The organism is Paenibacillus sp. FSL R5-0744 (assembly GCF_037972555.1).
Taxonomy (GTDB): Bacteria; Bacillota; Bacilli; order Paenibacillales; family Paenibacillaceae; genus Paenibacillus_AQ.
The window spans coordinates 2,087,771-2,101,060 of the sequence record NZ_CP150228.1 but is presented as its reverse complement, the minus strand read 5'-3'; the positions used below and the strand labels follow the sequence as shown (position 1 = coordinate 2,101,060).

Sequence of the window (13,290 nt, the reverse complement as noted above, 5' to 3'; positions counted from 1 at the left end):
ACGAACACCCTTTTAAATCTGATCAGCCGAAACGTCCGGAAATATAATCTTCAGTGCGGGAATCTTTAGGGTTCGAGAAAAGCACCTCTGTGTCCGCCGCCTCTACAATTACACCATTTAAGAAAAACACGGTTCGACCGGATACACGTGCGGCCTGATGCATGTTATGAGTTACCATAACAATGGTATACTCACTTCTTAGTTCCTGAACAAGCTCTTCTATCTTGAGAGTGGATACAGGGTCGAGCGCAGAGGTTGCCTCATCCATTAGCAGAATATCAGGCTGTACCGCTAACGCTCTAGCAATACAAAGCCGCTGCTGCTGTCCACCAGACAAGCTAAGGGCAGATTTCTTCAGAAAATCTTTCACTTCCTCCCATAGGGCGGAGTGACGCAAGCTTTTTTCTACGATCTCATCCAGTTCACTTTTGGAACGGATGCCGTGTAAACGGGGACCGTAAGCTACATTGTCGTAAATCGACTTAGGAAAAGGATTCGGCTGTTGAAACACCATACCGACCTGCTTACGCAGGCTTTCCACCTCTACCTCATCACTATAAATATTTTTGCCACCGATGTTTACAGTTCCTTCTATACGTGTGCCAGGAATCATATCATTCATACGATTCAATGTGCGAAGCAACGTGGATTTCCCGCAACCGGAAGGTCCAATAAAAGCGGTAACCTGTTTCTCCGGGATTTGCAGATTCACATTCTTCAGTGCGTGGAACGACTCATAGTAGAGATCAAGATTCTCTATGTCAATGATGGATTTCATTAGTGTTTACGTCTCCTTCTCATCATCTTCGATCTCCATGATAAGCTTTTAGTGTAAATACAGTTGGAGAGAAATGTTAACGCAATGTAAAATCAGTGAGATGAATGGGTCCACATCACAGTATTTCCCCAGAAGCCAACTAGTACTCCGAGCATTTCTTATTTATGAAAAGTATAGAAAAAATAGAACTCCAGTCACTCTAAATGACCGGAGCTCTTTTTTTATTAACCACTAATTTATAGCCTACGCCTCGAATCGAATCGATATGAACGGATTCTGGATCCAGTTCAAGCTTTTTACGAAGTGAACTTACATGCACGTCCACCGTACGCTGCCCACCAATATAATCAAAGCCCCATACAGCATTCATGAGATCATCTCTCGTCAACACAACCCCTGGCTTACGAGCCAAATATAATAGCACTTCGAACTCTTTAGGCCGTAAATTAATACTATGACCACCGAGGGAGACTTCATATCTCTCAGGGTAAATCTCTAATTGACCTAAAATAATGGTAGATGCAGAGATAGGTGTTTCTGTAGGTGCTTCCTCAGCAAGTCCAGAAATCCTCCGAAGTACAGCACTTACTCTAGCGAGCAGTTCAGAGACGCCGAATGGTTTGGTTATATAATCATCAGCACCTGATTTCAGCCCTCTAACAACATCTTCTTCCGCATTTTTGGCGGTCAACACAATAATAGGTGTACGGATACCTTGTCCACGCAATTTATCAAGGATGTCAATGCCATTCATACCTGGCAACATCAGATCTAATACGATCAAGTCAAAAGGTTCCCTCGTCGCACGATCATATCCTGCCGTACCATGATCCTCTACTGTTACCTCGTAACCTTCCTGCGTTAAGTTATAGGACAGCAGCCGGGCCAGTGTCGGTTCGTCTTCAATGACAAGCAATCGTTGAGCCATAGGTTCCCCCGTCTTCCATATAGTTTGATTTTTACAAAACAACAACAAAACAATCATATCACCACAATGTTAACTTGGTGTAAAATCAATAAGGTGAATTTACAAAAATCTAATCCGCCTTTTCTTCCTGCAAGAGCGGCAACTCAATAATAAATGAACTTCCGATCCCCAGATCACTTTTAACCGAAATCACACCATGGTGCAGATCTACCAAGTGCTTCACAATAGACAGTCCCAGCCCCGTTCCACCGGAGCTTCTGGATCTTGCCTTATCCACTCGATAAAAACGTTCGAAAATGCGCGGCAGATCCTTTTTGGGAATTCCCATCCCTGTATCGGTAACGGTAAATTGGACATTCTCAGAACCATCTGGCTTCAGTATATTCTTAACATAGACTTTTACGCTACCCCCTTCATGCGTGTAATTAATCGCATTGGAGAGCAAATTCATAAAAATTTGACGTAGTTTATCTTCATCGGCCTCAATGAACAGCTCCTCAGGAACCTCTACGTTAAGACTAATACTTTTCTTCTCAGCCACTTTGCTAATGGTTCCCAGCACGGAATCAAAGAATTCAATGATATGAACAGGTGAGCAATCGAGCTGCACACGTTTAGATTCGATTTTAGATAATTCCAGAATATCTCCAATCAATCGATTTAAGCGTTCGTTCTCATCATAAATAATTTGCAAGAAGGAACGGGCTGTCTTCTCATCCTTAACCCCACCACCCAGCAAGGTCTCGGCAAATCCTTTAACAGCGGCAACCGGCGTCTTCAATTCATGGGATACGTTAGCGACAAATTCACTTCGCATCCGCTCCAGGCGACGAATCTCTGTTACTTCCTGCAGCAGGAAGAGCATGCCTCTATACGTCCCGTCCTGGATCATAGGTACTGCGTCCATACGTACAATCCGCTCTCTCGGATTGTAAATACTTCGTTCTTCATGGAGCGGTTCTTTATTCGATACCCCTTCTTCAAGCAGACGTGTTAACTCATAATGACGCTTTAGCTCCTTGTACGAATGACCCGCCATTTCACTGTTGCTAACATCCAGCATCCGCTCTGAGGCTCGGTTCAGCAGGGCAATTTCTTCGTCCGCATTGATCATTATGATGCCGCCAGTCATATTGTCCAGTACGCTTTGCAGCAGATCCTCATTATCACGAATGGTCTTAAGCTGAGCTTGAAGACTGTCAGCCATGGCATTTATCGCTGTCGCCAGCTGCCCGACCTCATCTTTACGCTTCAAATGGACTCTTGCATCATAATCAAGATCTGTAATACGCCGCGCGACTCTCGTGATTTGTTCAAGCGGTGAAGTCATGCTCGATGCCACTTTGTAGCTGACAATAGTTGCTGCCAGGAACAAAACAACTAACCCCCCAGCCATAATCATCCAAGCACGGTTGAGCCCTTCCGTTACTGCATCCAGTCCCATCGAGACCCGAATGTAACCGTCAAAACCATGATCTGAGGTCACCCGCTCAGCTACATATAACATCTCGCGATCTAAAGTTTCGCTGTAACGAATGGCTCGTCCAGTCCCCTCTTTAGCCGCAACAATCTCCTCTTCACGATTGGCGTGATTGTCCATCTCCAGAGGATTTTTCTCTGAATCCCCTAAAACTTCACCTGACTTACTGATAAAAGTAATCCGGGAATCTAGAAGCTCGGCAACATGCTCTGCCTGCTCCGTGTAATACGGAATGGCATTGGTGGCGTTCATATCTACAAATTCCAATGTGCCTGCGAGTAAATTTATTTCCCGGGACATGTTCTCTTCGAGAGCAGCTATATGGGAGCTCTTAAACAGATGAGCCATCGTAAATCCAGTGCCAATCATGGAAATACCGATTAAGGCCATAAGTATAAACGTAAGACGAGCGCGAAACGGTTTCATCTGAAGTGTGCCTCTCCCTTTTTCATTGTATCTTTTATCCTAACTTCATTTTCCTCAAAAAACCAGTGCTACTATTTTCGTGACATAAATCCCTACTATAATAGATTATATAAAAATAACAGCCCAAGTTGATTATCTCTGGACTGTTACTTTGTATTACTTTTGTAAAATATCATGATTTCATTCTATACAGGTTGCAAGAAACCACTGATTGCCCTGAGCATCTCTAATACCCGCTCCTCTTTCTCCATAAGGCTTATCCAATGGTTCTTCAATGATGGATGCCCCGGCATCCAAGCACTTACGAAAGGTCTCATCCACATTTCTTACATATAGATGAATAGCGAGCTGTACTGGTGAATATTTCTCATTAGCCTCGGAAACCTCGATGATCGAATCTCCTATTCTAAGTTCTGCATGTCTAATCTTGCCTTCATCATTCCGCAGCATATCATTAATTCTTGCATCAAAACAGTTCACAACAAAATCAATCAATTGATCTGCACCAGCCACGATAAAATACGGAGTAACGTTAAGAAGACCATTTCTAATATAATGTGGTACCATTCGTAAACCTCCTTTAGACAAGCATAAACACCTTCGGCGTCCCTATCTATATAGACGCTAAGTGATTACACGAGGAATATAAGGATAGATTATAGCGTGGAACATATAAATTCTTATATTTTCGATAAAACCGGAGAAAAAGCCATAGCAGCGGATGTCCCCACTTTATGACTATTTCACCGGACTGTACCCGACTTATTTAAATACAGGTTCTTTAAACTGAGTTAATTTTGCTGCGGAATCTTTCTCTACATCTGCGTGCAGACTGTTGCCATGGGCATCCATCGTTACAATAGCAGCGAAACCATCCACATCCAAATGCCACATTGCTTCAGGAATGCCAAATTCCATAAAATCAACAGCATTTACCTTCTTGATGCATTCCGCATAATACTGTGCAGCGCCACCAATCGCATTGAGATATACGCCCCCGTGCTCCTGAAGAGCTTTTAACGTTTTTGGACCCATTCCACCTTTTCCGATGACGGCACGAATTCCAAATTTTTTGATAATATCGCCTTGATAGGGCTCTTCTCGGATACTAGTAGTCGGACCCGCTGCTTTAACATGCCAGCCTTCCTCGTCCTTCATCATTACAGGACCACAGTGATAGATAACTGCACCGTTCAAATCCACCGGAGCCTCATGATCCATTAGATATTTATGAAGTGCGTCGCGGCCCGTATGCATTTCACCGGATAAAATCACTACATCCCCAACTCGTAAACTACGGATATCCTCTTCACTAATCGGTGTAGTCAGGTGGACTTCGCGAGATCCAGTAGCTGCATTGTCTTCACCTGCATCCGCCACTTCCGTTTCCGACGCCTGGTCCCGTCCATCATCAACCGAAATCCCTGTACCACTCTCGTACAACCAGTCCTCTATATTTCCTGTTGACGGATCAACCAGCACACCTTGGCGACGGAAAGCCCAACAGTTGTAGGCAACAGATACGAAAAAGCTGGCTGGCAAACGATTCATTACGCCGACCTTACAACCAAGCAGCGAAACTTCCCCACCAAAGCCCATCGTTCCAATACCCAACTTATTGGCATTCTCCATGATATAGTCTTCCAGCTTGCTGAGATCCTCTATTGGATTAACATCCTCCACTTTGCGGAACAGCTGCTTCTTAGCCAGCTCATAGCCAGTTGTGCGGTCGCCGCCGATACCAACACCAATAAAACCAGCGCTACAGCCTTGCCCTTGTGCCTGATAAACAGCATGTAAAATACATTTACGAATTCCGTCCAGATCACGGCCTGCCTTGCCCAATCCTTCTAATTCTGCTGGAAGGCTGTATTGAATATTCTTATTCTCGCAGCCGCCACCCTTCAGAATCAGTCTGACATCTATTTTTTCCTCTTCCCATTGTTCAAAATGAATGACCGGTGTACCTGCTCCCAAATTATCTCCGCTGTTCTCACCTGTCAATGAATCTACAGAATTTGGACGAAGCTTACCATTCTTGGTCGCCCGTACAATGGCGTTGTGAATATCTTTTTTCATCTCAATCTGATTGATTCCCACAGGTGTGTGAATGATAAATGTAGGCATTCCCGTATCCTGACAGATCGGTGATACTTGCTGCTCAGCCATTCCGATATTTTGAGCAATCGTAGTTAACGCAAGACCTGACCGGGTAGCTCTGTCCTCTAGTGCACGACCCTTGGCGACCGCCCGGCGTACATCACCCGGCAAGTTCGTGGACGTTTCAACAATTAGATTATAAATGCTGTCTTCAAAATGCTGCATATTCATTCAAGCTCCTCTCAGCAGATCCAGATTATCAAAAGTCTGATACAATTAGTATAATAATATCATACCTAGCAGCTCATGAAAGGGGTTACTTTAAAATTGAACTACCATTTTTCCGCCTATTTATATCGGCTTCAATATATTCAGCGCTGGAGCCTAATGCGCAGCACCGCACCTGAGAACGTTGCCGAGCATTCTTTCCATGTAGCTCTGCTCACACATATGCTCTGTTCCATTGGTAATATTCATTATGGACGTTCATTAAACGCTGAAAGAGCAGCAACTATGGCCCTGTTCCATGATGCCAGCGAAGTGTTCACGGGTGACATTGCGACACCAGTGAAATACAATAATCCTCGGCTACTTACCAGCTTCCGCGAAATGGAAAGAATTGCTGCGGAACGCTTGACCGGTATGATTCCTCCCGAGCTTCAGGGCATTTACACGCAGCTCATGCAGCCAGAAGACAGTTCTCCCGATTCGGAGGACGTTCTCCTGCACAGCTACGTTAAGGCAGCCGATCGACTGGATGCTTACCTAAAGTGTGTCTGGGAGGTTGCTGCGGGCAACCGTGAATTCGCAGCGGCGAAAGAGCAGACAGGTGCGAAGCTACGCGGACTCGGCTTACAGGAAGTAGATTATTTCCTCACTCATATGGCTCCGAGCTTTGAAATGTCGCTCGATGAGCTGTCTGCTGGAAACTAAATCCCAAGATCAATACAAAGAGCTCTAATTCGGCTAACCCTGAATTAGAGCTATATAAGTATCTAGGTTTGGTTGGCTGAGCATCTACCCGTTTACGACCTCGCCACCATTTACATGGATAACCTGTCCGGTCACATAACTCGAATCGTCGGAGGCTAGATATACATAAGCTGGGGCCAGCTCCTCCGGTTGTCCCGGTCGCTTCATAGGCTGCGTACCGCCGAACTCACTAACCTGCTTTGCATCAAAAGTAGATGGAATAAGCGGTGTCCAAATCGGACCCGGAGCAACGCCATTTACCCGAATGCCTTTCTCTGCCAGATTCGTAGATAAGGAACGCGTGAAGCTCAGAATGGCTCCTTTCGTTGACGAATAGTCCAGTAATTGTGGACTACCACGATAAGCGGTAATCGAAGTCGTATTAATGATAGCAGATCCTGCTTTTAGATGAGGCATAGCCGCTTTGGTCAAATAAAACATTGCAAAAATATTCGTACGGAATGTACGCTCTAGCTGCTCGGACGTAATATCCTCGATCTTAGCTTGTGGATGTTGCTCCGCCGCGTTATTGATGAGAATATCCAGTTTCCCGAGGCCCTCTACCGTCTGTTTAATGAGATCTTTACAGAAGGTTTCCACACCAATATCACCTGGAATCAGAATGCATTTGCGACCTTCCTGCTCCACCTGGCGTTTCGTTTCCTCTGCATCAGAGTGTTCATTCAGATATGAAATAACTACATCGGCGCCTTCTTTGGCAAAAAGAACAGCCACTGCCCGTCCGATCCCGCTGTCTCCTCCAGTAATAAGTGCCGCCTTGCCCTGCAATTTACCTGCCGCCTTATAATTAGCCGGCTCATATTTCGGCAACGGCTTCATTTCGCTCTCAATTCCTGGTTGATGATGCTGTTCTTGCGGGGGTAAGGTTTTCGTAGCTTGCTTGTCGTTTGACATAATCCTAGCTCCTCTCGTTAAGTAATTGATAGTTAACTGATCGTCTTAGGATGGCTCAAGCGTATACGTTTATACGCCGGCTTTATCATTTTTTAAAATTGCTGTATGAAAAGTTACTTACCACAATGCAGGTAGAATCAAACAATCCGAAGTTCATTTGAACGCAAATAAGGACTGTCCCCTAAGCCATGAAATGGCGATGTGGAGCAGTCCTTATCGTTTAATGAAATTTAGCTTTGCTTCAGAAGAAGCAATTTTGCCTTAAGCTCTACAATTTTAGTTATAAAATCTCCCGCAATCAGATTCTTTTGATCGTCGGTTAGCTTGATATATCTGTCATACACCCAGTTTACTGCTGCCTCATCATTCAATACTAACAAATCTACAGCAGGAAGCTTGCCAATCTTAAAACCCACATTATTTGCTTTCTGTTGGTCGGTTAAGTTAGTCTTTCCCTGATAGTAACCCAACACCTTTAACTCCGAGTCATATAGAAGAACCATATATTCCTCTTCAAAATTCGGTTGAATATAAAATGGTGATTCATCGTAATCAAAACTTTCATACGAATACTCAACAGCGCTATAACTTTTAGAAACCTCATTAAGATACGCTACCGTAGATGAAATATGTTCTACATTAAAATCCTTAGTAGGGTCCAACATATAGAATGCTGTATTTGGGGTTGTAGTAAAGTACTTCACTTCAGGATGTTGCTGAACAAATGCACTAGCTATCGAGATGTTATTTTGAATGTATTGCGAATTGCTCGCTCCTGTAATGTTTACACCTTCACTATATTTAGTTACCATTGACATATCAAGAGTAGTATATTTCACATTAAGATCCAATTTTATTGTCTTAAAGCCAATGGGTGCACCATTCTTATCAAATAAAATTATCGTCATGTAATCCTTAACATGCTCTGGATAGATCGGAAAGGTTACAAACATATCAAAAGGAAAATATCCTCGTGCTTTATCCATATCTGGTGATATTTCGAGTGCGGTAGTGAAATAATATTCTGCATGATCAGTTTGAGAACGTATTGCATGCGACACCTTACTTAAATTAACAGTTATAGAAGCAGCATTCGTATATTTATATACTGCTTCCTGCACTAGAGTTATCTCATTCACTACGGGAATATTCACCACTGGTGTTGGTGTTGGTGTTGGCGTTGGTGTGGTTGTTGGTGCTTCCCCGCCACTACCGCCTCCACCACCGCTCGAACCGCCAGCAGCCGCTCCTACAGTAGGTGTAACGGTGGGAGTAGGCATAGTGATGGAATCCTTCTGAGATCCCTCTAACAGATCGGGCTTTTTCTCAAACGAAGATCCTTTAGCCCCATCGTTCACTGTTGCAGATAATAGCTGACCTTGTCCAGTTACCTTTGTAAGTGCATCCAGAATAACCTTACTCACAGTAGTACCTTGACCTAGATTAAGAATTGCTCCAGTCTGTACAAATATACTCTTGATTTGGGTTGCTCCTTCAGTTACAAGACGAACAACTCCGCCTTTTCTCTGAACGACTACTTGCTCTATGATAGAATTCTTGAAGTGTATAGAATCAACACCTCCACCCTTAACAAAGACTTTTCCTTTTACAGTAACATTATCTAGTGATACTTCACCTTCTCCAATGCCTTCATCCAAAAGCAAATCCCCGTATATAACAGCGTTCTGAAGGTTAACCCCATAAGTACTCACTGTTACACTCTCATAACCCGTTAGGTGAGCAGGGTCTTTGCTGCCAAAAACTCCTGACTGCGTGATATGAAATCCACCACCCATTGGTGTATTCAAGGATTCCAATATAGCTACTGCTTCAGCCCGGGTCATAGCTTGCAATGGAGCAAAATTCCCGTTAGGATATCCTTTCATTGCTCCTAGATTCACCATTCCCGCTACCTTGCTCTCACTCCATGACGCTATTTGGTCCCGATCTTTGAATTGATCCAATACGACAGGGTCTGGATCTTCCAATTTCAGCAGTTTACTGATTATTACCGCAACCTCCTGGCGGGTAACAGGATCATTTGGGCGAACCTTATCGCCATAGCCCTTTAAGTAACCTTGCGTAACTGCCTTGGAGAATTCCTCATACACCCAGCCGCTTGCAGGCAAATCAGTAAATTTCACTGGTTGACTCTTTGTGATCTCGAAAAAACGATTCACAAGGGTAACAAATTCAGCTCTCGAAATGCTTTGATTAGGCTTTACCGATCCATCTTCAAATCCTTTTAACCAGCCCTTCTCTAACCAGCTTTCGATCTGCTGCTGCGCCCAGTGACCCTCATAGTCTTTAACCGAGCTATCTGCTGCTGCGGATACGGAACCCAACGAACTAAATACTAAACTGAGACCCAAGCTTACACTCACAATCCTTCTTAACTTCACACCCATCCAAACTCCCCCGTAATCCCTCAGATAATAAAATAATTGTAATTTTAAACCAATCGCATAAACATTTTTATATTACTCTATTACTACGTAATTGAAAACGTTTTTTTCTCTAAGAAATAACTAACTGTGATATTCTCAACACACAAAAAAACCCGCTCTCCTTTACGGAAGCGGGCTCATAGTGCTACAGATTAAATAATATCGTTAAATACCATGAAGAATACCATCAGCAGCAATGACACGGACAGTAGCGCACTAAGCGTACGCAATTTGCCTGTTTCTGCTTTGACATCACGGTTCTCACGAATTCCAGCAGCAGCAAGACGCAAAGGCTTGCTCATAATACCACCAAGCGCAAACATTGCTAGCAACAATACAACGATAATGATCATCCATGCTACAGAATAATCACCCTTGGTCATCATGTAACCACCTGTAAGTAGTTGAATCACTAAACCGTACTGTGCAAAGCGGTTAAATCCAGTAACTGCACTTAACGTACCTTCTTTTGCTGCAGGCGACAATTTTTCAGCACGACCGATGATGAAAGGCAGTACAAGGTAAAATCCTAGTGCCAGCGTCCCGATCATATGTAAGAAAAACAAAACGTTCCAATCCATATCATATCTCCTCCAATTTAACTGTGATAATAGTTACATATAATTATACCCATAATATTAGAATAAGAAAAGCAACTTAGGTGTCCATTCTTTGAAGTTGTTGATATAAAAAAAGAGAGCGCCCTTAAGCCATTTCACGGCCTTCGGGACCCTCCCCTTTCATCTGGCACAATCTACACAGATAATATTGCTGTTACACTACGTACGGACTCTGCGGACTTATCTAAAGCCGCTTTCTCCTCAGCCGTAAGCTCCAGTTCAAAGATCTTCTCAATCCCATTCGCACCAAGAAGAGCTGGAACGCCCAGAAACAGATTGTCATAACCATATTCGCCTTCAAGCAAGGCAATAACCGGAATGATCCGTTTCTTATCCTTCAAGATCGCTTCCGTCATCTGAACTAAAGAGGCTGCAGGAGCATAATACGCACTACCATTTCCTAAAAGGTCAACGATTTCCCCGCCACCCACACGTGTACGCTTCACAATCTCCTCGATACGATCCGCAGAAATCAATGTATCGATTGGAATGCCTCCGACACTAGAATAACGAACGAGCGGTACCATATCATTGCCGTGTCCGCCTATTACGAAACCACGTACATCTTCAACGGATACGTTCAGCTCTTGTGCAATAAAAGTGCAGTAACGCGCTGTATCCAGCACGCCGGATTGTCCAATTACGCGGTTTTTCGGAAAGCCTAACGCTTCAAATGCAGCATAAGTCATCGCATCTACCGGATTACTCAAAATAATAACGATGGATTCCGGTGCCACATCTCTTACGTTCTCGCATACCGACTTTACAATCCCTGCATTGATATTCACAAGATCGTCGCGGCTCATCCCTGGTTTACGGGCAATCCCTGCAGTGATAATTACAATATCAGAATCTACAGCATCTTCATAACTTGAGGTTCCTATAATATGACTGTCGAATCTCTGCACAGGACCTGCTTCTTGCATGTCAAGCGCCTTACCCTTGGTTGGGTTCTCCATTTGTGGAATATCGAGCAGCACAACGTCTCCAAGTTCCTTTTGAGCTAACATAAGAGCTGTAGTAGCGCCGGTAAAACCGGCACCTACCACTGTAATTTTATAACGCTTGATCGCCACAGATTCGCCTCCTAGAAATGATAAAGGTAAGGCTAATGTTATCTGGCTAAGGCTAATCTAACCTATAGGTGGTTAATAATTTCGTCTGCAAATGCGGAGCATTTCAGCTCAGTTGCACCTTCCATCAGACGGGCAAAGTCATAAGTCACGGTCTTATTGTTGATAGCAGTTTCCATACCTTTATAAATCAGGTCCGCTGCTTCCTGCCAGCCCAAGTGCTCCAAGAGCATTACGCCGGACAGAATAACAGAACCAGGATTCACAACGTCTTTGTCTGCATATTTAGGAGCTGTACCATGGGTAGCTTCAAAGATGGCGTGGCCAGTAATGTAGTTAATGTTCGCTCCAGGAGCGATCCCGATGCCGCCGATTTGTGCAGCCAGTGCGTCGGACAGGTAATCCCCGTTCAGGTTCAACGTAGCAATAACATCGAAATCAGTTGGACGAGTCAGAACTTGTTGCAGCGCGATATCCGCAATTGCATCCTTGATAATGATTTTGCCAGCAGCTTCAGCATCCTTCTGAGCAGCATTAGCGGCAGCCTCACCGTCACGTTCCTTAATCACATCATATTGACTCCAAGTGAAGACCTTATCTCCGAACTCTTGCTCAGCTACTTCATAACCCCAGTTTTTGAAGGCACCTTCAGTGAACTTCATGATGTTTCCTTTGTGAACAAGCGTTACGCTCTTACGTCCGTGCTTGATCGCATATTCAATTGCAGCGCGCACCAAGCGCTTCGAACCTTCGGAGGATACCGGTTTGATACCAATACCAGAAGTTTCAGGGAAACGGATTTTGTTAACTCCCATTTCTTTTTGCAGGAATTCGATGACTTTCTTCACTTCAGCAGAGCCTTCTTGATATTCAATCCCTGCATAGATATCCTCTGTATTCTCACGGAAAATAACCATATCCACCAGCTCAGGACGTTTAACAGGAGAAGGAACACCTTGGAAATAACGAACTGGACGCAGACATACGTACAAATCCAATTCTTGACGCAAAGCTACATTCAATGAACGAATACCGCCTCCGATTGGAGTAGTAAGTGGTCCCTTGATCGCCACAAAATATTCGCGGATTGCTTCCAACGTATCATTTGGCAACCATTCACCATATGTATTGAAAGCTTTTTCGCCAGCAAATACTTCGTACCAAGCGATTTGCTTAGTGCCACCATAAGCTTTAGTTACTGCTGCATCAAGTACGCGCTTGGAAGCTTTCCAAATATCACGGCCTGTGCCGTCACCCTCGATAAAAGGAATGATTGGATTATTCGGAACTTGTAGTTTTCCTTCTTTAATCGTGATTTGTTCGCCTTCTGTAGGTAGATCGAATTTTTCTAGTTTCAACATTTGAGTGTATTCCTCCTAAAGTTTTGTGGGATTTAAATAGCATTGACAAGCATCCAAGCATAAACGCCTTCGGCGTCCTTATAAGGACGGTAAGTGTTTAAGCGAGAAATATAAGACATAAAGTATCGTGTGAAACTTATACTTTCTTATATTTGAACAAAACTCTCATCATCATTAAAATCAAAAATTT

The 13,290-nt window shown here is 43.8% G+C and carries 11 protein-coding genes; 1 reads left to right on the top strand and 10 read right to left on the bottom strand.

The window, feature by feature from the left end; translation table 11 throughout:
- Positions 1-22 precede the first annotated feature (22 nt).
- From pstB to MKY19_RS09040, 5 genes are all read right to left on the bottom strand, one after another.
- Entirely contained in the window at positions 23-778 is a 756-nt protein-coding gene (gene pstB, locus MKY19_RS09060; RefSeq protein ID WP_042186541.1) for a phosphate ABC transporter ATP-binding protein PstB, read from the bottom strand.
- Positions 779-977: 199 nt separating this feature from the next.
- Positions 978-1,706, bottom strand: a complete 729-nt coding sequence (locus MKY19_RS09055) for a response regulator transcription factor (protein WP_042125998.1) — start codon at positions 1,704-1,706, stop codon at positions 978-980.
- Positions 1,707-1,815: 109 nt separating this feature from the next.
- Positions 1,816-3,612 carry an ATP-binding protein gene (locus MKY19_RS09050; RefSeq protein WP_339269979.1) on the bottom strand — a complete coding sequence of 599 codons (1,797 nt, stop codon included), beginning with the start codon at positions 3,610-3,612 and terminating at the stop codon, positions 1,816-1,818.
- 180 nt (positions 3,613-3,792) lie between these two features.
- A complete protein-coding gene (locus MKY19_RS09045; protein ID WP_339269977.1) occupies positions 3,793-4,179 on the bottom strand; it encodes a VOC family protein in 387 nt (128 codons plus the stop codon).
- 195 nt (positions 4,180-4,374) lie between these two features.
- Positions 4,375-5,937 (bottom strand): fumarate hydratase, encoded by a 1,563-nt coding sequence (locus MKY19_RS09040; RefSeq protein ID WP_042193545.1) that lies wholly within the window; start codon positions 5,935-5,937, stop codon positions 4,375-4,377.
- 102 nt (positions 5,938-6,039) lie between these two features.
- Between MKY19_RS09040 and yfbR the strand changes: the two genes are divergently transcribed.
- Positions 6,040-6,645 (top strand): 5'-deoxynucleotidase, encoded by a 606-nt coding sequence (yfbR, locus tag MKY19_RS09035; RefSeq protein WP_143764010.1) that lies wholly within the window; start codon positions 6,040-6,042, stop codon positions 6,643-6,645.
- Between the two features lie 84 nt (positions 6,646-6,729).
- On the opposite strand, the gene MKY19_RS09030 is transcribed toward yfbR, so the two are convergent.
- The 5 genes from MKY19_RS09030 to icd form a co-directional block, all read right to left on the bottom strand.
- Positions 6,730-7,599: an SDR family oxidoreductase gene (locus tag MKY19_RS09030; protein WP_042186532.1), complete on the bottom strand. Its 870-nt coding sequence runs from the start codon at positions 7,597-7,599 to the stop codon at positions 6,730-6,732.
- A 230-nt stretch (positions 7,600-7,829) separates the two neighbouring features.
- Entirely contained in the window at positions 7,830-10,007 is a 2,178-nt protein-coding gene (locus tag MKY19_RS09025; RefSeq protein WP_339802090.1) for an S-layer homology domain-containing protein, read from the bottom strand.
- A gap of 191 nt (positions 10,008-10,198) precedes the next feature.
- Positions 10,199-10,627: a hypothetical protein gene (locus MKY19_RS09020; protein WP_042125989.1), complete on the bottom strand. Its 429-nt coding sequence runs from the start codon at positions 10,625-10,627 to the stop codon at positions 10,199-10,201.
- A gap of 173 nt (positions 10,628-10,800) precedes the next feature.
- Positions 10,801-11,742: a malate dehydrogenase gene (mdh, locus tag MKY19_RS09015; RefSeq protein WP_339802086.1), complete on the bottom strand. Its 942-nt coding sequence runs from the start codon at positions 11,740-11,742 to the stop codon at positions 10,801-10,803.
- A 62-nt stretch (positions 11,743-11,804) separates the two neighbouring features.
- Positions 11,805-13,100, bottom strand: a complete 1,296-nt coding sequence (gene icd / locus MKY19_RS09010; RefSeq protein ID WP_042125986.1) for an NADP-dependent isocitrate dehydrogenase — start codon at positions 13,098-13,100, stop codon at positions 11,805-11,807.
- Between the last annotated feature and the right edge of the window lie 190 nt (positions 13,101-13,290).